Annotated in this window: 19 protein-coding genes; 10 read left to right on the top strand and 9 right to left on the bottom strand. The window is 58.5% G+C overall.

The window, feature by feature from the left end; translation table 11 throughout:
* Nucleotides 1–181, top strand: a 181-nt coding sequence (locus AC07OP_RS25710; protein WP_495109922.1) for a hypothetical protein, incomplete at its 5' end; no start/stop codon positions are given.
* 98 nt (nt 182–279) lie between these two features.
* Here AC07OP_RS25710 and AC07OP_RS25715 read toward each other — a convergent pair.
* The 7 genes from AC07OP_RS25715 to AC07OP_RS25745 all read right to left on the bottom strand — a co-directional run bounded on the left by AC07OP_RS25715 (nt 280) and on the right by AC07OP_RS25745 (nt 8,146).
* A complete protein-coding gene (locus tag AC07OP_RS25715; protein ID WP_495102518.1) occupies nt 280–2,118 on the bottom strand; it encodes an autotransporter domain-containing protein in 1,839 nt (612 codons plus the stop codon).
* Between the two features lie 151 nt (nt 2,119–2,269).
* A complete protein-coding gene (locus AC07OP_RS25720) occupies nt 2,270–2,878 on the bottom strand; it encodes a TetR/AcrR family transcriptional regulator (RefSeq protein WP_424082619.1) in 609 nt (202 codons plus the stop codon).
* Nucleotides 2,879–2,947: 69 nt separating this feature from the next.
* Nucleotides 2,948–4,612 carry a cation/acetate symporter ActP gene (actP, locus tag AC07OP_RS25725; RefSeq protein ID WP_495102519.1) on the bottom strand — a complete coding sequence of 555 codons (1,665 nt, stop codon included), beginning with the start codon at nt 4,610–4,612 and terminating at the stop codon, nt 2,948–2,950.
* Entirely contained in the window at nt 4,609–4,920 is a 312-nt protein-coding gene (locus AC07OP_RS25730) for a DUF485 domain-containing protein (RefSeq protein WP_424082623.1), read from the bottom strand. Before AC07OP_RS25730 ends, actP begins: the two co-directional genes overlap by 4 nt.
* A 263-nt stretch (nt 4,921–5,183) precedes the next feature.
* Nucleotides 5,184–5,993, bottom strand: coding sequence for an AraC family transcriptional regulator (locus tag AC07OP_RS25735; protein ID WP_495102520.1), 810 nt, complete (start codon nt 5,991–5,993; stop codon nt 5,184–5,186).
* A gap of 126 nt (nt 5,994–6,119) precedes the next feature.
* Nucleotides 6,120–7,304, bottom strand: a complete 1,185-nt coding sequence (gene bktB / locus AC07OP_RS25740) for a beta-ketothiolase BktB (protein WP_495102521.1) — start codon at nt 7,302–7,304, stop codon at nt 6,120–6,122.
* A gap of 68 nt (nt 7,305–7,372) precedes the next feature.
* Nucleotides 7,373–8,146, bottom strand: coding sequence for an enoyl-CoA hydratase (locus AC07OP_RS25745; RefSeq protein ID WP_424082629.1), 774 nt, complete (start codon nt 8,144–8,146; stop codon nt 7,373–7,375).
* A 223-nt stretch (nt 8,147–8,369) separates the two neighbouring features.
* On the opposite strand from AC07OP_RS25745, the gene AC07OP_RS25750 reads away from it, so the two are divergent.
* The 4 genes from AC07OP_RS25750 (at nt 8,370) to AC07OP_RS25765 (ending at nt 14,525) form a co-directional block, all read left to right on the top strand.
* Nucleotides 8,370–9,410, top strand: coding sequence for an AraC family transcriptional regulator (locus AC07OP_RS25750; RefSeq protein ID WP_495102522.1), 1,041 nt, complete (start codon nt 8,370–8,372; stop codon nt 9,408–9,410).
* A 37-nt stretch (nt 9,411–9,447) separates the two neighbouring features.
* Entirely contained in the window at nt 9,448–9,639 is a 192-nt protein-coding gene (locus tag AC07OP_RS25755; protein WP_424082632.1) for a hypothetical protein, read from the top strand.
* 133 nt (nt 9,640–9,772) lie between these two features.
* Nucleotides 9,773–13,255 carry an indolepyruvate ferredoxin oxidoreductase family protein gene (locus AC07OP_RS25760; RefSeq protein WP_495102523.1) on the top strand — a complete coding sequence of 1,161 codons (3,483 nt, stop codon included), beginning with the start codon at nt 9,773–9,775 and terminating at the stop codon, nt 13,253–13,255.
* A gap of 40 nt (nt 13,256–13,295) precedes the next feature.
* Complete coding sequence (locus tag AC07OP_RS25765) at nt 13,296–14,525, top strand: pyridoxal phosphate-dependent aminotransferase (protein WP_495102524.1); 1,230 nt, start codon at nt 13,296–13,298, stop codon at nt 14,523–14,525.
* On the opposite strand, the gene AC07OP_RS25770 is transcribed toward AC07OP_RS25765, so the two are convergent.
* Complete coding sequence (locus tag AC07OP_RS25770; protein WP_495102525.1) at nt 14,443–15,261, bottom strand: AraC family transcriptional regulator; 819 nt, start codon at nt 15,259–15,261, stop codon at nt 14,443–14,445. The two genes, AC07OP_RS25765 and AC07OP_RS25770, sit on opposite strands and share 83 nt — an antisense overlap.
* Before the next feature lie 75 nt (nt 15,262–15,336).
* A complete protein-coding gene (locus AC07OP_RS25775; RefSeq protein ID WP_424082639.1) occupies nt 15,337–16,362 on the bottom strand; it encodes a GlxA family transcriptional regulator in 1,026 nt (341 codons plus the stop codon).
* 96 nt (nt 16,363–16,458) lie between these two features.
* Here AC07OP_RS25775 and AC07OP_RS25780 point away from each other — a divergent pair, with 96 nt between their 5' ends.
* The 5 genes from AC07OP_RS25780 to AC07OP_RS25800 all read left to right on the top strand — a co-directional run bounded on the left by AC07OP_RS25780 (nt 16,459) and on the right by AC07OP_RS25800 (nt 22,051).
* Entirely contained in the window at nt 16,459–17,175 is a 717-nt protein-coding gene (locus tag AC07OP_RS25780) for an NAD(P)H-dependent oxidoreductase (protein WP_106803944.1), read from the top strand.
* Nucleotides 17,176–17,192: 17 nt separating this feature from the next.
* Nucleotides 17,193–18,008: an enoyl-CoA hydratase/isomerase family protein gene (locus AC07OP_RS25785; RefSeq protein WP_495102526.1), complete on the top strand. Its 816-nt coding sequence runs from the start codon at nt 17,193–17,195 to the stop codon at nt 18,006–18,008.
* A gap of 18 nt (nt 18,009–18,026) precedes the next feature.
* Entirely contained in the window at nt 18,027–18,794 is a 768-nt protein-coding gene (locus tag AC07OP_RS25790) for an SDR family NAD(P)-dependent oxidoreductase (protein ID WP_106803943.1), read from the top strand.
* Between the two features lie 151 nt (nt 18,795–18,945).
* The gene (locus tag AC07OP_RS25795; RefSeq protein ID WP_495102527.1) at nt 18,946–20,211 is read left to right on the top strand and encodes an OprD family porin; all 1,266 of its coding nucleotides are present in this window, start codon (nt 18,946–18,948) and stop codon (nt 20,209–20,211) included.
* Between the two features lie 154 nt (nt 20,212–20,365).
* The gene (locus AC07OP_RS25800) at nt 20,366–22,051 is read left to right on the top strand and encodes an AMP-binding protein (RefSeq protein WP_495102528.1); all 1,686 of its coding nucleotides are present in this window, start codon (nt 20,366–20,368) and stop codon (nt 22,049–22,051) included.
* Nucleotides 22,052–22,054 lie beyond the last annotated feature (3 nt).

The following is a 22,054-nucleotide window of genomic DNA, read 5'->3' on the forward strand; positions in this document are numbered from 1 at the left end:
CTGGCTTGTATCTCTAAAGCTATACCTAAAAAGCCTGGAACTCGACAGAAACCGACGGAACGCCATAAACGAAAAAAACCGCCAAGTGGCGGGTTTTAAAGGGTTCCATGGACTTTACTGGCTGTCAGTGGAACTAGAGATGGTGCCGAACCCGGAATCGAATGACGGCATAATATATTGAAAGTATTCAAGTATTTTCTTGGTTCGCGGAAGTTTTATCCCTAAAAATATCCTATTAGGAGTGAAGGCTTCTGGGGCGGTGACGGCCCCAGACCCGCGTTAGAGATCGTAGCTAAAGCTAGCCATTATCGAGCGATCATCCTGCCGGTTGCCAAAGGTACTCATCGCATTCAAGTTCATGCCCCATCCTGAAGGAAGATGGATGTCGACTTGCGCGCTCAGGCGCCCGAATGGTCTTTCGTCCGTCCCGTTGACGGGGGTTTTGATGTTGAAATTGGGCGCGTTGCGTTGAAAGCTTTCAAGCGTTCGATCACTGTCGGTCAGGACTTGCTCTGTGGTCAGGCGCAGCAGTGACTCTACGGATGCCCCGTGGCTATTGATGCGTTTTCCTATCTGCCCACCCAGGCTGGCATTCAGTTGTTCGTATTGCTGGCCGCGCACACCCATTTGCAGTAATGAATCGCCTTGCTCGGAGTAGCCACTGATTCTGCTACGCCAGTAATCCAGGCCGATCACCGGGGCCAACTCAACCGACTCAAAGTGAAACCACCGGCCTGCACGTACTGTGGCACTCAAGACATTGGCATTGGGTGAGGCAGACAGGCTGTCGAACACGCCGGCCCGTGAGATATCGAACTGGCCTGCGCCATAGGCCACCCCCATATTGATAAATGTTCCTCGTGCGGCAAAGCTCGCGAGGACCGCGGCCTGGCCCATTTGCAATGCGGTGTTGCTGCCACCTCTGGTTGCTTGTCTCGATTCGATATCTGAGTAGTTAAGAGCTGCTCCGAGCGTCCATTCACTTGAGAGTCGGTAGTCGACTCCGATACTGATGGTGTCGCTCTTCAAGGTGTTTTTTCCGCGATCGAGCCCAGGCCCCGGTATCTGCGAATGATCGGCCCCATGGGCTGTGCCACCGTTGATAAACACCGTCCATGACGAAGCTTGATCGCGCTCCTGAAGATCGATACCCCGCAGGTCATATCGACTGATCAGCGGCTGAAGAAAATTGGCGCCTGCTGAACCGACCATGGTCGATTGCACGCTGAGCGTGTTTCGAGCATTGATGATATTGGCGATATAACTCGCAATAAGTCTTTCAAAGCGGTCGGTGTAATGAATGCTGTCCTTCATTAAGTAAGTGTTTTGTTGTGCAAGTGTCAACGTGTCGCATTGGTTTGCCTCGCAGTTATCCAGGCTGGTGACATGAGTGAAACCATATTTCACGGGATCGCTGACCGTATTTCTCAATAAGGTCAGTACATCGAAATAGTAGATGTTCACGTTGGAAATATTAAGCGCCAGCAGTTTCTGGTTGAAGTTTTTGCCAGCATTTGAAAGCGCTTCAAGGCCCGGATCTACCGCGGACGAAGGGCCTGCCAATAACGAGACGTCATCAGAACCAATCAGCACAAAGTTATGTGCGCCCAGTGCCTGAAGTGTGCGGATGCCTGTTTCTATATTGTTGACGTAGGTATCCAGTGCCGCGAGGGATGCGTCATCGAAAATGTCGTTGGTGCCAATCCAGATACCAACCAGGTCATTTTCGCCGAGGAATTTTTTTCCACTGACCACGTCACTGCGGAACTTTTCAATTTGGGTTAGAAAACCGGTCGGTGCTCCCACCAAGGCGTCATCAAAACCGCTATATCCACTTTTTGCGCCGCCGATTGCATAGCCATTGGTGTCGCTGAATGAAAGTCCGGACAGACCGGGTAATACTTCGGCCCATGTGCTGCCATTGGTGAATTTCCCATCTGCGCCCGGGTAGCGACCCGGGGCGTTACCGATGGCTGCGCCAAATTCACGCACTGAAATACCATTGTCGGTGAGGCTGTCGCCAAAGGAGTAGAAAGAATTGGCCTGGGCGGAGTAAGACGATAGCGACAAGGCGCCAGCGATCAGGATACTGCGGACTCGCGTGTCTGTGATATTCACTGTCTCTTCCTGTTTTTATTGTTTTGGCAGCGATTCCGTAAATACGGAAAAGTGTATTGGTGATGTAGCCATACGTTCTGGATCGAGAGGATTATGCGCAGGGTAGGGTGAGGTACAAATGCCAGAATTTAAAAAATCACTTGTGTATTTTCTAAACTAATCTACGGATAGTTGTACGTTTGTGTATTTGCAACTTGTTTATGGCCGTTATCAGGAAGTCCTGCAGAAATTTATGTTGCTGGCGTTGATCTATCGCTGAGCCTGCCAGCCAGGTCGGGGCAAATTGCAGTAGGTTCGCGATAAGCCTGGCGATGAGTTCGGCTTCAGGATCAAATATTTGAGCAGGTGTGCCCAAGGTCCTATAAAGATCGCCTTTGTAGTCTTCACGCAGGGTTTGCAAACGCTGCTGTTGCTCTTCGGTCAAGCACCCAATGTCCCGTTCCGCCAGGCGGAAGTGCCAGGGCATCTCTGCATGCAGGCGAAGGTGTACCTGAATTAACAGGTTGAGTTTTTCCGGCTTTTTCACCGCTAAGCGCCTGACGCTGGCGACGGCGGCAAGCAACTCCTCATATAACTCTTCAATCAGGTCGAACAACAAGTCCTGCTTACTGGGGTAATGGTGGTAAAGCGCGCCGGGTGACAGGCCCAGGGAGGAGGCAAGTTCACGCATGCCAACCTGACTGAAGCCTTTGCTGGCCAGCAGTTCCAGCACCTGGGGCCGGTACTGGCCGAAATGCGACCGTCGTTCAGAAACAGGCATCGTCGGGCCTCTCGATAGCTCAAAAAAAGGGAGCGTGACGCGATTGCGCCACGCTCCCGTTAGAAGTTTTCAGTGCTGTGCGGCTTTCTCAGCTCCCCAGCCGGTTTCGGCGCGTACGCTTTGCTGCTCGTATGCATCACGTTCGCTCGTAGTGCTCGGGCTGCGATCCAGGCAGGAAACGCTCCACGCGACGGCGAAGGCCAACGGCATCGAGAACAGGGCGGGGTAGTCGTACGGGAACAAGGCCTCGGGGTGATGCAGTACTTTGACCCATACCCCCGGCGACAGCAGCACCAGCGCCAGTGAGCTGACCAAACCGCTCAGCCCGCCCCATAGAGCGCCGCGGCTGGTCAGGCCTTTCCAGTACATAGCCAGCAGCAGAATGGGAAAATTCGACGAGGCCGCAATACCAAATGCCAGCGCCACCAGGAACGCCACGTTCTGACCCTTGAATAGAATCCCCAGCGCAACTGCCAGCACACCCAGGATCACGGTGGCCCAACGGCTGACGCGCATTTCCTTGCCACTGTCGGCTTTGCCCTTGCACAACACGTTGGCGTAGAGGTCATGGGATATCGCGGACGCGCCGGCAAGCGCCAGGCCCGACACCACGGCCAGGATCGTCGCGAAGGCAACGGCGGCGAGGAAGCCGAACATCAGGTCACCGCCCAAGGCTTGTGCCAGGTGCATGATTGCCATGTTCACACCACCCAGCAGGGGGCCGCCAATCACGCCTTGGTCGAAGTAGCTGGGATCGGTACCGACGATGCTGATGGCGGCGGTGCCGAGGATGCACACCAGGATAAAAAACAGACCGATCAAACCATAGGCCACCAGCACCGATTTGCGCGCCGCCTTTGCATCCGGCACGGTGAAAAAGCGCATCATGATATGCGGCAAACCGGCGATGCCGAACACCAGCCCCAAGGACAGGGAAATCATCGACACCGGGTCCGTGGCGATCTTCAATGGTCCGAGAATCAGCTGGCCGCTCTGGTGGGTCGCGACGGCGCTGTCAATCATGCGCTCCATGCTGAAACCAAAGTGCTGGAAGGCCAGCCCTGTCAGCAGGATGCCGCCACTGAGCAGCAGCACGGCCTTGATGATCTGCACCCAGGTGGTCGCCACCATGCCGCCGAACGTGACGTACACCACCATCAGCACACCGACGCAGACCACCGCGACTTCGTAGTCAAGGCCGAACAGCAAGTTGATCAATTGTCCGGCGCCGACCATCTGCACAATCAAGTAGAAACACACGATGACGAACGAACTGAACGCCGAAAACAAGCGAGTGGTCACCGGGTCGAGGCGGTAGGCGATGATGTCGGCCAGGGTGTAGCGCCCCAGGTTGCGTAGACGCTCGGCCATCAGGAACATGATCAAGGGCCAGCCAAGAATCGCACTGACCGAGTAGATCATGCCGTCGAACCCGGTTGAAAACACCATGCTCGATACGCCCAGCAACACGGCGGCGGACATGTAGTCCCCGGCAATCGCAAAGCCATTTTGCACACCACTGATGCCGCCTCCGGCCGTATAGAAGTCCGCTGCTGAGCGCGTGCGGCCAGCCGCCCAGTAGGTGATGCCGACGGTGGTGACAACGAAGGCCAGGAAAATCGCAATGGCGGTCATATTGGGTTGGCGCGCCACAGCTTGGCTGGCTTGTGCCAGGGTCGCAAAGCTGATCAGGCATAGCACCCCAGTGGCCAACAATAGGCGAGGAGCCCTCATGGTTGCACCTCCAACAGCAGCGCCTGGTTCAGCTTGTCGAATACGTGGTTGGCGCGAAATACGTACAGCCCGGTCAATAGCCAGGAGCCGACAATCAGGATGAGTGCCGACCAGATCCCCAGCGTGATGCCACCGCCCACAGGCACATGCAGCAGGACGTGGGGGAACCAGGACACCGCTGCGACAAACAGCGAATAGAGCCCTAACACAATGGCGCTGAGGGTGAAGGTCAGGCGAGCGCGGCGCCGGACCAGTTCGCGATAACGCGGGCTGCTGCGCAACGCCTGGTAGGCAGGGTGCAATGACATGTTGAGCTCCTTGATACCTTGATTGTTATTGGCTGGAGTTTTTTGTTATGGGGTTGCCATGCTTGCGCACAGCGGGTGCTGCATTACGGTCCGCAGCGTTTTCACCCCGCGCGAAGTGCGTGGTGAATCTGCCTTGCAGGGGTAACGTGGACGTCATGTCCGGTGTAGGTGGCGCTAGCTTATCCAGTGCTCCACTGGCGATTAAATAACCCGATCCGCCGATTAACTTGCATAACCCGCCAGTCCTGCGCGGCGCCTGTACCTCAGGTTTTTCGCGGGCTGCACCAGCGCGTGGGGGAGAGACCGAAGGCCTTCTTGAAGTGTCGGGTCATATGGCTCTGGTCGAAGAAACCAGCTTCGACCGACGCATCCGACAATCCTTGCCCGGCCTGGACCAGCGCCTTGACCCGGTCGAGGCGCCGTAGCGTCAGGTAGCGATGGGGGCTGGTGCCGAAAAACTCCCGGAAGTCACTCGATAGGCTCCAGCGGTCGCGCCCGGCGTAGTGGGCGAGGTCGTCGAGGGTGATCGCCTGGTCGAGGTTGTCGTCTATGTATTCGCGTGCGATGGCGGCAGCCGCAAAGTGATGGGACGCGCTGACAACGCCGCTGTTGGCGACGCTGGCGAGGGTGATAACGAACGTGTAAAGCGCGTCATCCTCAGCCATGGAGTCTAGGTCGGCATCCAGTGTATTGAGCAGTGCGTCGGCGGCCATCGCCAGTTGCTGATCCTGCGTGATACAGGCGCCGAAAAAGGGCAGGGCGCTGCCCTTGATGATGTCTTGAACCAGAGACGGCGGCACATACACGCCACGATAGTGGAAGCCGGCGTCGGAGCCGGCGCAACCATCATGGGATTCATCCGGATGGATGATCATGGTTTCGCCGGGCAGGCACAGTTTGCATTCACCCCGATAGTGAAAGCGGTGTACGCCCGACAGGGTGCGCCCGATGGCATAGGTATCGTGTCGGTGCGGATCAAACGCGTGCGAACCGAAGTAGGCTTCAAAACGCTCCACTTTTGAGGTTGGCGTTGCGTGTTTGACCCAGTCTTGTTTCGGTTGTTCGTTCTGCATGTTGGCGCACCGAGGCGATACCGCTGTTGTCTGGCAGAGCATAAGCAGAGGCATCGCCGTTTGGCTTGGACGTTTGTGGGTTTAACCTGGCCGGCGGTTTTTGCGGGGCAAAAGCAGACTGGTGGGTTATACCCGCTCAAGAATGGCGGCAATCCCTTGCCCACCGCCGATGCACATGGTGACCAGGGCATAGCGTCCGCCACTGCGTTGCAACTCGTGGATCGCCTTGATCGCAATCACTGCGCCGGTCGCGCCCACCGGGTGCCCGAGGGAGATGCCCGAACCATTTATATTGACCTTGTCCGGGTCAAACTCCAGTTGCTGCGCCACGGCACAGGCCTGTGCGGCAAAGGCTTCATTCGACTCGATTACATCAATGTCCTGGATGTTCAAACCGGCGCGCTTCAGGGCCAGGCGGGTCGCCGGCACCGGGCCAAGGCCCATGTAATCCGGGTCAACGCCGGCATGGGCATACGCGACCAGGCGTGCGAGAGGCGGCAGGTTGTGTTGCTGGATCGCGACAGCGTCTGCCAGCACCACCGCGGCTGCGCCATCGTTGAGACTTGATGCGTTGCCGGCGGTGACCGTTCCGTCTTTCTGAAAGACTGGTTGCATCCGACACAGCTGTTCGAGGTCGATGTTGACGCGCACGTTTTCATCTGTGTCGAAGAGCGTCGTCTGGCGCTTAATTTGCACGTCGACCGGAACGATCTGCGCCTCGAAGCGGCCTTCGCTGATGGCGCGAGCAGCGCGCTCCTGGCTTTGCAGGGCCAGGCGGTCCTGCATGTCGCGGGTGATGCCGTAGCGCTTGGCGATATTTTCGGCGGTCACGCCCATGTGAGTTCGCTTCCACGGGTCATGCAGGATGCCATTCATGTAGTCCACGGCCTGGCTATCACCCAGACGGCTGCCCCAGCGGAGGTTGGGCAGCAGGTACGGTCCACGGCTCATGGACTCCGCACCACCGGCAACGGCCAGGGCAAAATCCCCCAGTAAGATACCTTGTGCGGCACTCACTATCGCTTGCAGCCCGGAACCACATAGGCGGTTGACGTTGAAGGCTGGGGTTTCCTGGGGCATCCCGGCACCGATGGCCGCGACTCTGGAGAGATAGGCATCACGTGGCTCGGTGGGCACTACATTGCCCATGACAACATGGCCGATAGGCTCGCCATCGATCCCGGCATGGGCCAAGGCGCCTTTGACGGCGACGGTAGCCAGGTCAACCAGGGGCACATCTTTCAGGCTGCCGCCAAAACTGCCGATGGCGGTGCGCGCGGTGCCAACGAAAAACACATCTTTGTGGGCCATGGAAGGCTCCCGTATTGAGAGGTAAAAGTTGAAGGAGGTTCGTCGCAGCTAGGGCCGCGGTGGCCAGGTCATCTGTGTTTGAACACGGGCGCACGTTTTTCGACGAAGGCGGCCATGCCTTCCTTCTGGTCGGCGGTGGCAAAGATCGAATGGAACACGCGGCGCTCGAAGCGCACGCCCTCACTGAGGCTCGACTCGAAAGCACGGTTGACACTTTCCTTGACCAGCATGGCCGCCGGCAGGGATTTTTCGGCGATGGCGCTAGCGGCCCTGAGTGTTTCCTCCAACAGCTTGTCGACTGGGAAAACGCGCGCCACCAAGCCTGCCCGCTCGGCCTCTTCGGCGCCCATGTGGCGTCCGGACAGGCACATTTCCATTGCCTTGGCTTTGCCGATGGCGCGGGTCAGACGCTGTGTACCGCCAATACCCGGCAACACACCCAAGGTTATTTCCGGTAACCCGAAGCGCGCATTGTCGGCCGCATAGATGAAATCGCACATCACGGCAAGCTCGCAGCCGCCGCCCAGGGCATAGCCGGCCACGGCAGCGATCAGCGGCTTGCGGCGGCTGGCGATGCGGTCGGCGGCCGAGAAGAAATCATCGAGAAACACCTGAGGGTAGGTGAACTCGGCCATTTCCTTGATATCGGCACCGGCGGCAAAGGCCTTGATGGAGCCTGTGATGACCATACAGCCGACCGCCGGGTCGTTCTCCAGTTGATCCAGGGCCAGGTTAAGCTCGGTGATCACCTGGGTGTTAATGGCATTGAGTGATTGGGGGCGGTTCAACGTGATCAGACCGACGCGCTCATGGACTTCCAGCAGCAGGGTTTCAAACGGCATGGCTCAGACTCCGAAAGGTTTGCATTAACGGCCAGGCGATGGCTGCATTTTTCAAGCGGCCATTCGAGCAAGGTTGCGTTGGGTATGGGTTTTGGCCTAGCTTAGCCAGTGCGCCTGGGCCCTTGAAATAACCCGATCCGCCGAATAGTTTGCATATCACGCCATATCAGCCGTCAGCATAGGAGCGCAGCAGGTGGACCATCCCGTGGATAACACCTTGCCTATGACTTTCGTTCAAGGCTTGCTGCAAGGGGCGTTGAACATCTGCAGCGAGGCAGATATCCGTGGATTCGTCGGTGCTGCGGGCATTGCCGGACATTTGCTTGAGGCACCGGGTGCGCGGGTGACTTACGACCAGTTTGTGCGTTTGTATCAGCAGGTTGCGCTGGGTACCGATGATGAAGTGATGGGGCAGTTTTCCAGGCGCATGCGCAGCGGCACGCTCAAGTACTTGTGTGCGAGCCTGCTGGATGCTCGTTCACTGAGTAATGCGATGTACCGCTTTACGCGATTCTGGAATTTATTGCTGGACGACTATTGTTTTGGCTACGACGAGCGCGACGGCCAGATGGTGATCTCGCTGGAGGCCCGTGATCCCGCCGCCAACGCCCAGCGCTGGGGGCACGAACTGATGATGAAACTCGTGCACGGCGTGGCCTCCTGGTTGGTAGGCCAGGAAATTCCGCTGCACAGCGTGGCGTTCTCCTTCGCTACGCCGGTGTATGCATCGGAATACATGCATATGTTTCCTGGCCCTGTCCGTTTCGAGCAGCCGTGCACGGCGTTGTCGTTCGATGCCGCGTGGGGGGCAATGCAGTTTCGCCGCAGCAAGGCCGAGTTACTGCCGTTCCTGCGCGAAGCGCCGCGCTACTGGCTGTTCACCACGTTGAAGGAGCGCCTGGTGGCACAACAGGTGCGGCAATACCTGTTGGCCCATCTCAAACAGGCTGACACCATCCAGGGCGCGGCCTCGGCGCTGTTGCTGTCGACCCGCACGCTGACGCGTCGGCTCAAGGAGGAAGGAACCAGTTACCAGATGGTCAAGGATGCGTTGCGCCGGGACATCGCCGTACAACAACTGATTCATACCGACCTCTCCATCATGCAGATTGCCTTGGGCTTGGGGTTTGATTCCACGGCGGTGTTTCACCGTGCCTTTCGTGGTTGGACCGGTAGCACACCCGGTGCATATCGGCGTCCAGGCGCAGACCTACAAACGTACAATCCAATTCCGGCGCCAGCCGATAAAGTCAGCTCCACATGACGGCTGACCCAGGCCGTCATCGCGACGGAGCAAGGTTATGACCCCTTTTCTGAGTTTGATCATTCGCCCTCATCGCAAGCGCAGCGACGGTGTTTACCTGCTGCTGGCGCTCCTGACGGGAGGCTTCTTTGGCGGCGTCATGGGGCTCAAGATTTCACTCGCGGCAGGGCTGGCGATTGGGGTGTTCTCCACGCTGGTGCTCTACACGATGTGGCGCTCGCCGGACTAGCCAGCCCTCATACCGTTTAGCCCCAAGACAGACGTAATACGCGCGGTCGTCTCCATGCAGCCGCGTGAGGGCAAGTCGCGCCTGCTCATCACTAAAAACAATAAATACCCCAACCAAGGGGTGGAGTTGAATGATGACCCTGAAGACCGTCCAGCTCGACGATAAATACACGCTTACCCAAGGGCGTATTTTCATCACCGGCACCCAGGCCCTGGTTCGATTGTCCATGACCCAGCGTCAACGTGATCAGCAAGCGGGCCATCACACGGCTGGCTACATCTCCGGCTATCGGGGCTCGCCCCTGGGCGGCCTGGATGATCAGTTGGGCAAGGCGAAAAAACACCTTGAGCAGCACCACACCTTGTTTGTCCCAGGCATCAACGAAGATCTGGCGGCCACCACCATCTGGGGGGCGCAGCAGGCGCACCTGAGCGGTGAGGGCAAGTATGACGGTGTGTTCGGCATGTGGTACGGCAAGGGGCCCGGCGTTGACCGCACCGGTGATGCGTTCCGGCATGCGAACCTCGCGGGCACCGCGCAGTTGGGCGGGGTGCTGGTGCTGATGGGCGATGACCATACCTGCGAATCGTCCAGTACCTGCCACCAGAGCGAATTTGCAATGGTCGACGCCATGATTCCGGTACTCAGCCCGTCCGGCGTCCAGGAAATCCTCGACTTCGGCCTGATCGGTTGGGCGTTGTCTCGCTATAGCGGCTGCTGGGTCGGCATCAAATGCGTCAAGGACACCGTGGAGGCCACGGCGACCATTGACGTCGACATCAACCGCGTGAAAATCCAAATCCCCCAGGATTTTGCCCTGCCGCCCGACGGCCTCAATATCCGCCAGCCCGATACCCCACACGCACAGGAAGCGCGGCTGCACCGCTACAAGCTGAATGCGGTGCGCGCCTTTGCCCGTGACAACGCGCTGGACCGCGTAGTCATTGATGCCCCTGGCGCTACGCTTGGCGTGATCACCCACGGCAAGAGCTACCTGGATGTACTGCAAGCACTTGACGACCTGAACCTCAGCGAACAGGCCGCCGCTGTCATGGGCTTGCGCATTTACAAGGTCGGGATGGTCTGGCCTCTGGAACCCAAAGGCGCGCTACGTTTTGCTGAGGGCCTGAACAAAATCCTGGTGGTGGAGGAGAAGCGCAGCCTGCTCGAATTCCAGCTCAAGGAGCAGTTCTACGGCCGCGCCGGCGCCCCGGTCATTGTCGGCAAACTGGATGAGGGGGGCCAGACGCTGTTCCAGTCGGAAATGGCCCTTGACTCCAACCAGATCGCTATCGCCCTGGGCGAACGCCTGCTCGAACTGGGTAGCAACTCCAGCCTGCGTCTGCGTATTGAAGAGCTGCGTGCCTACCAAGTGGTCAAGGGCGACACCGAGTTGCTGGCACGCAGTTATTACTTCTGCAGCGGCTGCCCGCACAGCTCGTCCACGGTGCTGCCGGAAGGCAGCAAAGGCTACGCCGGTATTGGCTGCCACTGGATGGCGCAGTCCATGGACCGCTCCACCTTGGGCTACACCCACATGGGCGGCGAAGGCATGGTGTGGGTCGGCGAGGCGCCGTTTTCCAAGCGCAAGCACATGTTCCAGAACATCGGCGATGGCACCTATTTCCACTCCGGGTATCTGGGCATACGCGCCGCCGTTTCCGCCGGCACCAACATCACCTTCAAGATTCTGTTCAACGACGCCGTGGCCATGACCGGCGGGCAGAAACACGATGGCGCATTGACCGTGCCGGCCATCGCTCATCAAGTCAGTGCCGAAGGGGTCAAGCGCATCGTGGTGGTCAGCGATGAGCCCCACAAATACCCGCTGGAGACCGCCTGGCCCGCCGGCGTGACCTTCCATCACCGTGACGAACTCGACAACGTCCAGCGCGAGATCCGCGAGGTGCAAGGCACGTCGGTGCTGATCTACGACCAGACCTGCGCAGCGGAAAAGCGTCGGCGCCGCAAGCGCGGTACTTTCCCCGACCCGGCCAAACGCATCGTGATCAACGACCTGGTGTGTGAAGGCTGTGGTGACTGTGGCGTGAAGTCCAACTGCGTGTCAGTGCAGCCGGTGGAAACCGAGTTTGGTCGCAAGCGTGCGATTGATCAGTCTTCCTGCAATAAAGACTATTCCTGCGTCAACGGCTTCTGCCCAAGCTTTGTCACCGTTGTTGGCGGCAGCCTGAGCAAGCCGGAGGCGGCCGTGCAGGGGCAGGCGGTACCGTTGCTGCCGGAACCGATGCGGCCGAGTATCGATGATCGGGTCTACAGCATTTTAGTCGCGGGCATGGGCGGCACTGGGGTCGTCACCATTGGCGCCATTTTGGGCATGGCTGCGCACCTTGAAGGGCGCGGCTGTGGCTTGCTCGATATGGCGGGCCTGGCCCAGAAGGGGGGATCGGTGTGGAGCCATCTGCGCTTCGGCCCCGACCCGCAGTCAATCAAGACCATCCGTATCGCCGCCGGTGGCGCCGACCTGGTGCTGGGCTGCGACCTGATTGTGGCGGGCAACACCAAGACCCTCGCGGCAACGCGCCATGGCAGCACCTACGTCTTGGCCAACACCCAGGAAACCATGCCGGGTGCCTTTACTCGCAATGCCGATATGCAATACCCCACCCAAGCGCTGCGGCGCAATATCGTCGAGGCAGTGGGCCAGGATCATGCCGAGTTCGTAGATTGCGGTCGCATCGCCACAGCGCTGTTGGGCGATAGCATCGCCGCCAACATGTTCATGCTCGGGTTTGCTTACCAGCGCGGGCTGATTCCTATCTCTGCGACTTCAATCGAATCGGCCATCGAACTCAATGGCGCGGCCAAAAAGATGAACACAGAAGCCTTCCGTTGGGGGCGCCAGGCAGCGGTCAACCCACAAGCCGTCGAGCAATTGCTGGAGTCCAAGGCTGCCGGCCAGGGTGTGCGTATTTCACCGGAGCCCGTCAAGACACTGGATGAGGTGATCGCTGTCCGTCAGCAGTTCCTTACCGAGTATCAGAACAGTGCCTACGCCCAACGCTACAGCGCCTTGGTCGAACAGGTACGTAACGCAGAACAACGGCTCGGCACTGGACGTAGCGAACTGACCCAGGCCGTTGCCAAGTACTACTTCAAATTGCTGGCGATCAAGGATGAGTACGAAGTCGCACGCCTGCATGTAGAAAGCGGTTTCCTTGACCGCATCTCCCAGCAGTTTGAAGGCGACTACAAACTGGTGTTCAACCTGGCCCCACCGCTGTTTGCCAAACGCGCGCCTGATACCGGACTGCCGAAGAAAAGCGAATTTGGCCCCTGGATCGTGCCGGTGTTCCGCCTGCTCGCCAAGCTGCGTGGGCTACGGGGGACTGCGCTGGATGTGTTCGGCTACTCCGTCGAGCGCCGTCAGGAGCGCGCACTGATCCAACGCTACGAGGCGGTGATTGCTGAGGTATTGCCGCTGCTGGAGGACGGTGGCGCGCATTACGACACGCTGCTGGAGCTGGTTTCGCTACCCGAGCAGATCCGCGGTTATGGGCACGTTCGCGCCAAAGCCATGGCGTTGGCCAGGCAGCGCGAAAGCGTTTTGCTGGATGTGTTGCGCGGTCGTGTGATCGCGCTGAAAAAAGTGGCTTGAGTCACCCAGGTCGCACCGATTATCAATGGAGGATAAAACCATGAACTCACTGATCAAACCGCCCGTTATCGCCGCCCGTATGGACGATGTCGCGCCGTTTCATGTGATTGATATCCTGACCCGCGCCAAGCGGCTGGAGGCGGAAGGGCGCGACATTGTGCACATGGAGGTCGGCGAGCCCGACTTCCCGACCCCACCCGCTATCATTGCTGCCGGCCAAGCGGCCCTGGCCAACGGCAAGACCACCTACACCCCAGCGCTGGGGATTCCCGAGCTGCGGCAGGCGATCGCCGATTACTACTTGCGGCGCTATGGCGTCACGGTGCCGGCGGCACGCATCGTGGTGACGGCGGGCGCTTCGGGTGGGCTGTTACTCGCACTGGCCTGCCTGGCCGAACCGGGCAAGGAATGGTTGCTGACCGATCCTGGATACCCGTGCAACCGCAATTTCGTGCGCATCTTTGAGGGCGTGCCTACCTCGATTCCGGTGGGCGAAGCGCATAACTTCCAGCCCACCCTGGCTGACCTTGAAGCCCATTGGAATGATTCGACCGCCGGCGCGCTGTTTGCCTCACCGGCCAACCCTACGGGCACCATGCTCAGCCTCGAACAGGTCCGTACGTTCGCAGAGTTTATCCGCGCCAAGGGCGGACATTTTATTCTCGATGAGATCTACCAGGGCCTCACCTACGACCAGGAGTCCACCACCGCACTGCAGTGCTGCGAGGGCGTCTGGATCGTGCAAAGCTTCTCCAAATACTTCCAGATGACCGGCTGGCGCCTGGGCTGGCTGGTGGTACCCGAAGGCTATACACGGCACATCGAAAAGCTCGCGCAAAACCTGTTCCTGTCGCCATCGGCACCGGCCCAGTACGCGGCGCTGGCAGCCTTTAAACCCGAAACCCTCGACTTGCTGGAGACGCGTCGCATGGAGTTCCAGCGCCGTCGCGACTTCCTTTCTGCCGAGTTGGCAAGGTTGGGCTTTCGTGTGGTGGCCAAGCCGGAAGGCGCGTTTTACATCTATGCCGACTGTTCAGCATTCACCACCGACAGCTTTGCATTCGCCATGACGCTGCTCGAAGAGGCTGGGGTGGCAACGGGGCCAGGTTTGGATTTTGGGATCAATCAACCGGAGCGCTATATCCGCTTCTCCTACACGACCAGTATTGAAAGGCTCAAAGAAGCGGTTAGTCGTATGGAGCAGTTTCTGCAGGTGCGCCATGCTCTGGGAAAAGCCAACGGGAAGGGGCAATCCCAAAACTGCGCGTGAAGTGCCGGGACATATGGCTCTGGTCGAAGAAGCCCGCATCTACCGCGGCTTTGGACAAGGTCTGCCCGGCTTGTACCAATAGTTTTACGCGGCTTAGCCGGCGTGCGGTGATGTAGCGATGGGGGCTGGTACCGTAGAACACCCGAAAATCCTTTGACAGGCTCCAGCGGTCGCGCCCCGCGCACTCTGCGAGCTCGTCAAGGGTGATTGGGCGGTCCAGGTTGTCATGAATATAGTCCCGCGCCCTGCGTGCGGCCTCGAAATGATGGGCCGTGGGTGTGCGGGGTTGGCCGGTAACGGCCGCGAGGGTGGTCACGAAGGATAGCAGTGCATCTTCTTCAGACATGGGATCGAGGTCTTGCGCGTGCAAGAGTTCGAATACCGTCGTCGTCAGACGTGGGTCCTGGGATACCGCGGTTTTCAGGAACGGCAACGGTTTGCCCTGGAGGATTTGTTGTACCAGCGCGGGCGGCAAGTACAGGCCCTGATAGCGAAAGCCTGCGTCGGTACCGGCGCGGCCATCATGCTGTTCGTCGGGGTGCACTACCATCACTTCACCAGGGGCGCAAACTTTGGCCTCACCTCGGTAATTGAAGCGGTGCGCGCCGTGCAGCGTGATGCCGATCGCGTAGGTATCGTGCTGGTGCGTGTTGAACGCATGGGTGCCAAAAAACGCTTCGAGTCTCTCTATGGGGGAGGTCTGCGGCGCGTGTCTGACCCAGTCTTTTGTCTGCATCGGGAGCGGCTACTCAGTGATTTCCCGCAGAGTACGTCTGCACTGGGGGCCGTGGCTTGCACGTTTGTGGTTGGACTATCGTTGTCGATTGCCGCCCGTTGTCGCAAACCGACTGCGATAAGCGGCTGGCGTCGATCCCACTTGCTGGCGAAACAATCGCGTAAAGGAACTGGCGTTCTGATAACCGACTTGATTGGCAATCTCCTCGATGCTCAGATCGCCGCTCTCGAGCAGGGTCATGGATATCTCAATACGCAGATTTTGCAGGTAGGCGAGGGGCGTTGTCCCCAGCACGCTGTTGAAGTGACGGATCAGCGTACGCACGCTGACTGACAGCGCAGAAGCAAGCTCAGGCAGGCTTATGTCCTCGGCAAAGTGCTTGAGCAGCCAGTGCTGTGCCTTGGCGACCATGGTGTCGCTGTGCACGGTTTCCATCTGCAGGGGCAGATAAGGCAGTTGAGTGGTCTGGCTGGTGTCGATAAGCATCGTTTTGGCGGTCAGGGTCGCGGTATTCGCGCCACAGAAATGCTCAACCATCCTGACCCCTTGCAGCAGATACGAGGCATTGGCGCCGGCACACCACAGGCGGTCTTCCTCAGTCACCATCGAGCGCAATTGCAGGTTCACCGTGGGGTGGCGCTCGCGAAACAGCCGCTCCAGCCACCAGGTGGTAGTGGCCTGGCGGCCCTGCAATAAGCCTGTTTCGGCAAGCAGGAAGGTACCCGTGCAATTAGCGGCCAGCACCGCGCCCTCGCGCCATTGCGCCTTGAGCCACTCTAACTGCGGAGCGGCGGATTCGAGCATCTGTTCGAAAGCGTCATGCCCGGCGTAGTACAGCCCCGGAATAAAGATCATATCGACCTTCTCTTGCGGCAGTGGGGTGGCAATGTTCAACGCCAATCCATTGCATGCCGTGACGGGCTTACCCTTGTTCGACACGAACTGCCAGGAAAAAGGCCGGGCAATGGCTTTACCGGTCTTATGTTGCTGGCGACTGAGGTGCGCATTGGTGACATGGAACACGTCGGCGATGCCGGCGAGGCTGGAGGCATAACAGCCATCGAGAGCAAGAATGGCGACGCGTACCGGGGTGATTTTCATAATGGCAAATTACGCATAAAAATAGTCATTAATGCCAATTTAGCACCGCGATCCGCTTCCGTACAGTGAGCTCATCAGCCATTGACCGGAGCTTTCATGAACGTACTGATTGTCCACGCGCACAACGAACCGCAGTCATTCAACACGGCCATGTTCAACCTCGCTGTGGAGGTGTTGAGCGGGCAGGGGCATGAGGTGGACGTGTCTGATTTATACGCGATGAACTTCAACCCTGTCGCCAGCGCCAGCGACTTTGGCCAGCGCGCCAACAGCGAGCACCTGGTCTACGCCCTGGAGCAGCGCAACGGTTACACCACTGGCACCCTCGCGCCGGACATCCTCGCTGAACTGGAGAAGATCAAGCGCGCCGACCTGATCATCTTCAACTTCCCGATCTACTGGTTCAGCATGCCGGCGATCATGAAGGGCTGGTTCGACCGCGTGTTCATCTCGGGGTACTGCTATGGCGGTGCACGCATTTATGACCGCGGCGGCTTGAAGGATAAAAAAGCCATGCTCGCGTTCTCCCTGGGCGGGCAGGACCATATGTTTGGTCCGGGCGCTGTGCACGGTGAGCTGGAAATCCTGTTGCAGCCCATCCAGCGCGGTGTGCTGGGCTATGTCGGTCTTACGGTGCTGCCGCCATTTGTGGCCTTCCATGTGCCCTATATCAGCCAGGCGGCGCGTGAGGACTACCTGGCGAAGTATCGCGAGCATCTGTTGACCCTGGATCAGCGTGCCGCGCTCGAGTTTCCGTCGCTTGACGACTACGACGAAATCCTGCGCCCAAAACCTTCGACGGCTCACGCGTGAAGGTCTGCGAGGTCGATATGACAGCTGCTTTAAACACAGATGCAGGCGTTCAAGTCGAACGCCAAGGGCTCATTGGTTTCATCACGTTGAATCGTCCTGAGACGGGCAACAGTGTGGATCTGGGCATGGGGCTGGCGCTGAGAGATGCGGTGCGCTCGTTGGTAGTGAACCCGCCAAGCGTTGTGGTGCTGCGCAGCAGTGGCGCGCACTTCATGGTGGGGGGCGATGTGCGCCGCTTCGAGGCTTTGTTGAATGTCTCCAACGCGGCGTGCGCCGATGAGTTGGAAACCCTGATCAGTGCCGTCAACGAAGCGGTAACCGGGCTGACGCAATTGCCCTGTCCGGTGCTGGCTTTGATCAACGGCGCGGCCGCTGGCTTTGGCCTGTCGCTGGCCTTGGCATGCGACATTCTGGTCGCGGCCGACGATGCAAGCTTCCTGATGGCGTACAGCGCAATTGGCGCAACGCCAGACGGCGGTGCTACCTGGCATCTGCCACGGCAGGTTGGGTTGCATCGGGCCATGGCCATCGCGTTGTTGAACCCGAAACTGAGCGCCGCGGACGCGAAGGCCGCGGGCCTGGTGACTGAAGTGGTGCCTCGCGATGAACTACACACCGCTGGCCTGGCCATCGCCCAGCGTTTGGCCGACGGCCCCGCGGCGGCGCATGGGGGGATCAAACGCTTGCTGCGTAGCGGCCTGGACGCAACCCTGGAAACGGCCTTGGCAGCCGAAAAAGCCACGTTCGTGGCGGTTTCCGCCAGCGCCGACTTTGCAGAGGGCGTCGCCGCGTTCTGCCAGCGACGCAAAACTCAATTTGGTGCTTCTCGTTAATTCTCCAAGAGGTCTTTCATGAACATCGAAGGTTCGGTTTTTTTCATCACGGGTGGTGCTTCAGGGTTAGGCGCTGCCACAGCCAAATGGTTGGTCGAGGCCGGTGCCCAGGTAGTGTTGGCTGATCTCAATACAGCGGCAGGTGAAGCGCTGGCGAATGAACTCGGAACGGCCGCGTTGTTTGTGCATGCGGATACGGTCGACGAACACTCCATGCAGGTCGCTATTGATAAATCGTTGAGCCGTTTCGGTCGGGTGGATGGACTGATCTGCTGCGCCGGCGTTGCGCCTGGGCAGAAGGTGCAGAGTAAAGTGGGGCCGCATGACTTGGAGACCTTTGCACGGGCAATCACGATCAATCTGGTGGGTACGTTTAACGCCATCCGATTGACCGTCGCCGCCATGAGCAACAATGTGCCCAATGGCGATGGCGAGCGCGGGGTGATCATCACGACCGCTTCCGTGGCCGCCTTTGATGGGCAAATCGGTCAGGCGGCCTATGCGGCATCCAAGGCTGGCGTGGTTGGCATGACACTGCCGATTGCCCGCGAGCTGGCACGTGTCGGCATTCGAGTCGTGACCATCGCCCCCGGCATCTTTGAGACGCCGATGCTGCTGGGTCTACCGCCAGCAGTACAGGAGTCCCTAGGCAAAACGGTGCCGTTCCCGTCACGTCTTGGACGCGGTAGCGAGTACGCGCAACTGGTAGCGTCGATCGTGCAGAACCCCATGCTCAACGGCGAGGTGATTCGCCTCGATGGTGCACTGCGCATGGCCGCCCAATAAGGAGTAACGCAAGTTACAGCTTAATGTGAACAGGAAGTTTGAATAAGTTTGGTGACGTTGGGAATCATTCCAGCGGCACTAAAGTGTGCGTCACAGTCGAAAATAATAAAAAACAGCAATAACAATAAAAATAGCGAAAGGTAGACTAACCATGCATTTCAACTTCGGTACAGTTATGCCCGCACTCTGCGCAGGCGCGGCCCTGGGTATTGTCGGATCGGCTCACGCAGACTTTCTGGGGGACAGTAAATCCACTTTGGAACTGCGTAACTTCTATATGAATCGCGACTTCCGACAGGGCGGCTCGGCGCAAAATAAAGCAGAGGAATGGGCGCAAGGATTTATGTTGCGCTTAGAGTCCGGCTACAGCGAGGGCCCGGTAGGTTTCGGTATTGATGCCATCGGGATGCTGGGGCTGAAACTGGACTCCAGCCCTGATCGGGTTGGCACTGGCCTGCTCAAGACCAATGCGGTCGGGCCAAAGCGTGCCAAGGATGAATATGGCGAGTCTGGCTTTACTGCCAAGGTACGTATTTCCAAGAGCACCTTGAAGCTCGGCACAGTCCAGCCGGTGTTGCCGCCTCTGATGCGCAATGACTCACGCCTTATGCCGCAGACCTTTCGCGGGGCCTGGTTGGCCAGTAACGAGATCGAGGGTTTAAACCTTGACCTGGGCCGTCTTGATCGGGTCAATCAGCGCGACTCTTCGGACAATGAAGTGATGACGGTCTTCAATGGCGGCAAGCGCAATATAGTGCTGGGAAGTGCCAAAACCAGTGATGAATTTCTGTTTGGCGGAGGTCGTTATCAATGGACCCCGACACTGTTCACCAGTTATTACTACGGTGGTCTTGATGGCATCTACAAACAACACTTGATCAATCTGGTGCACCAATTGCCGTTGGGGGGTGGGCAAAGCCTTAAGTCCGATATCCGATTTGCACACTCGGGTGCCGATGGCGGAAGTAACGTGGGCAACGATGCTCTGGGCGCCTTGTTTACCTACAAAATGCTTGGCCACAGCTTCAGCGCCGGCTACCAGCACCTCAGCGGTCGCACCGGTTTCGCCTACGTCAATGGCGCGGACGATGCTTTGCTCAACCAGGTACAGATCAACGACTTTGGCAACCGCGATGAGCATTCATGGCAGGTGCGCTACGACTATGACTTCGCCGCGTTGGGCATTCCCGGGTTGACCCTGATGACCCGCTATCTCTCGGGTGACAACGTGGACCGCGGGGCGGGGCTGAGCGAAGGCAGAACCTGGGAGCGCAACACGGATCTGGGGTATGTCATTCAGAGCGGACCACTGAAAAACCTGGCGTTGAAGCTGCGTAACGCCACCACCCGCAGCAACTTCCTGAGTGATCTGGATGAGAACCGCCTGATCGTCAGCTACAGCTTGCCACTCTGGTAGGCCCGAAATAGTCGCAGCCTGGCGCACACCCGCAGGGAATTACTGGCTTGGCAAGATTGGCATAAAAAACGTCAGTTTTGCCAATGTGCCAGCGCTGTCGACTCTCGTACTGTGCATACAGGCACAGCAGTACTTCAATGTTGAGACAGACACGATGAACACAATAAAAAGAAGTTATTCGCGTGGCGCGGTTCATATTCCGTTGATAGAGAAAACCCTGGGAGATTTCTTTGACGACGTGGTCGCGCGATTTCCCGATAATGAGGCGCTTGTTTCGTGTCATCAGAATATCCGGCTTAGCTATTCTCAACTTCAAGCTGAAGTAAACCAACTGGCGAGTGCCCTGATTGCGTTGTCACTGGCGCCGGGCGATCGTGTGGCCATCTGGGCAAACAACAGCGCCGAATGGTTGATAACCCAACTGGCGACGGCCAAGGTCGGGATCATCCTGGTCAACTTCAATCCAGCCTACAAAACCATGGAACTTGAGTACGCGTTGAACAAGGCGGGCTGCAAGGCATTGATCACCCTGTCGGCATTCAAGACCACCGATTACCTGCAAGTGATCAGAACGATTGCCCCGGAAATCAACACCTGCGCGCCTGGGCAGCTCAGTGCTGCGAGGCTGCCCGCGTTGCATACGGTGATCCACCTGGGCGAGGAGCAAGTGCCCGGTTTTATGCGCTTTCGCGATCTGATGAGCCTGGGGGATGCCTTGGACGAGCGCGTCCCGCGTGTCGCGGCGACGCTGAAGAACACTGATGCGATCAACATCCAGTTCACCAGCGGCACCACGGGCTCGCCTAAGGGCGCAGCGCTGACCCATCGCGGCATTCTCAATAATGGATTTTTCCTCGGCGAGGGCATGAGCCTCACGGCCACTGACCGTCTGTGCATTCCCGTGCCGTTGTTTCACTGCTTTGGGATGGTGGTTGGCAACCTGGCGGCATTGAGCCATGCCAGCACCATTGTCTACCCAAACGATACGTTTGACCCGGTGCGCACCCTTGAGGCAGTACAGAAAGAGCGCTGCACCGCCCTGCACGGTGTGCCAACGATGTTCATCACCGAACTCGACCACCCCCGCTTTCACGAATTCGACCTGTCCACCTTGCGCACCGGCATCATGGCCGGCACGGCGTGCCCGATTGAGGTAATGCGCCGGGTTCAGCGCGACATGCATATGCGCGATGTCACTATTGCCTACGGCATGACCGAGACCAGCCCCGCCAGCTATCAAAGCACGTGTGAGACACCGCTGGAAAAACGTGTGTCGACCATCGGCAAAGTGCATCCCCATCTGGAAGCCAAGGTGGTCCACCCTGAGTCAGGAGATACTGTGCCGACCGGTGTAGTGGGGGAGTTGTGTATTCGCGGTTATTCGCTGATGCAAGGCTACTGGAATGACCCGGAAAAGACCGTTCAAACCATCGACAGCGACGGCTGGATCCACAGCGGCGACCTGGCCACGATGGATGCCGAGGGCTACGTCAGCATCACGGGGCGTATCAAGGATATGGTGATACGCGGCGGCGAAAATATTTCCCCGCGCGAAATCGAGGAGTTCCTGTATCAACACCCGGCCATTCAGGATGCGCAGGTGATCGGTGTGCCGGATGAGAAGTACGGCGAGGAGCTGTGTGTCTGGGTCATCGTGCGCCCAGGCCTGGTGATCAACGAAGACGAAATACGCGAGTTCTGCAGCAGCCAGATCGCTCGTTACAAAATCCCACGCTACATACGCTTCGTAGACGGCTTCCCGATGACGCTCTCCGGCAAGGTACAGAAGTTCAGGATGCGCGAAATCATGGAAGAAGAGCTTGCGTTGGCTGTGTGCTAGAGC

It is taken from the genome of Pseudomonas sp. GW821-FHT09D08, assembly GCF_059416305.1.

Excerpts from the sequence above, each read along its gene's own strand:
- AC07OP_RS25720 (WP_424082619.1), bottom strand. The coding sequence starts at position 2,878 with ATGCCTGTTTCTGAACGACGGTCGCATTTCGGCCAGTACCGGCCCCAG.
- actP (WP_495102519.1), bottom strand. The coding sequence starts at position 4,612 with ATGAGGGCTCCTCGCCTATTGTTGGCCACTGGGGTGCTATGCCTGATC.
- AC07OP_RS25730 (WP_424082623.1), bottom strand. The coding sequence starts at position 4,920 with ATGTCATTGCACCCTGCCTACCAGGCGTTGCGCAGCAGCCCGCGTTAT.
- AC07OP_RS25735 (WP_495102520.1), bottom strand. The coding sequence starts at position 5,993 with ATGCAGAACGAACAACCGAAACAAGACTGGGTCAAACACGCAACGCCA.
- bktB (WP_495102521.1), bottom strand. The coding sequence starts at position 7,304 with ATGGCCCACAAAGATGTGTTTTTCGTTGGCACCGCGCGCACCGCCATC.
- AC07OP_RS25745 (WP_424082629.1), bottom strand. The coding sequence starts at position 8,146 with ATGCCGTTTGAAACCCTGCTGCTGGAAGTCCATGAGCGCGTCGGTCTG.
- AC07OP_RS25750 (WP_495102522.1), top strand. The coding sequence starts at position 8,370 with ATGACTTTCGTTCAAGGCTTGCTGCAAGGGGCGTTGAACATCTGCAGC.
- AC07OP_RS25755 (WP_424082632.1), top strand. The coding sequence starts at position 9,448 with ATGACCCCTTTTCTGAGTTTGATCATTCGCCCTCATCGCAAGCGCAGC.
- AC07OP_RS25760 (WP_495102523.1), top strand. The coding sequence starts at position 9,773 with ATGACCCTGAAGACCGTCCAGCTCGACGATAAATACACGCTTACCCAA.
- AC07OP_RS25765 (WP_495102524.1), top strand. The coding sequence starts at position 13,296 with ATGAACTCACTGATCAAACCGCCCGTTATCGCCGCCCGTATGGACGAT.
- AC07OP_RS25770 (WP_495102525.1), bottom strand. The coding sequence starts at position 15,261 with ATGCAGACAAAAGACTGGGTCAGACACGCGCCGCAGACCTCCCCCATA.
- AC07OP_RS25775 (WP_424082639.1), bottom strand. The coding sequence starts at position 16,362 with ATGAAAATCACCCCGGTACGCGTCGCCATTCTTGCTCTCGATGGCTGT.
- AC07OP_RS25780 (WP_106803944.1), top strand. The coding sequence starts at position 16,459 with ATGAACGTACTGATTGTCCACGCGCACAACGAACCGCAGTCATTCAAC.
- AC07OP_RS25785 (WP_495102526.1), top strand. The coding sequence starts at position 17,193 with ATGACAGCTGCTTTAAACACAGATGCAGGCGTTCAAGTCGAACGCCAA.
- AC07OP_RS25790 (WP_106803943.1), top strand. The coding sequence starts at position 18,027 with ATGAACATCGAAGGTTCGGTTTTTTTCATCACGGGTGGTGCTTCAGGG.
- AC07OP_RS25795 (WP_495102527.1), top strand. The coding sequence starts at position 18,946 with ATGCATTTCAACTTCGGTACAGTTATGCCCGCACTCTGCGCAGGCGCG.
- AC07OP_RS25800 (WP_495102528.1), top strand. The coding sequence starts at position 20,366 with ATGAACACAATAAAAAGAAGTTATTCGCGTGGCGCGGTTCATATTCCG.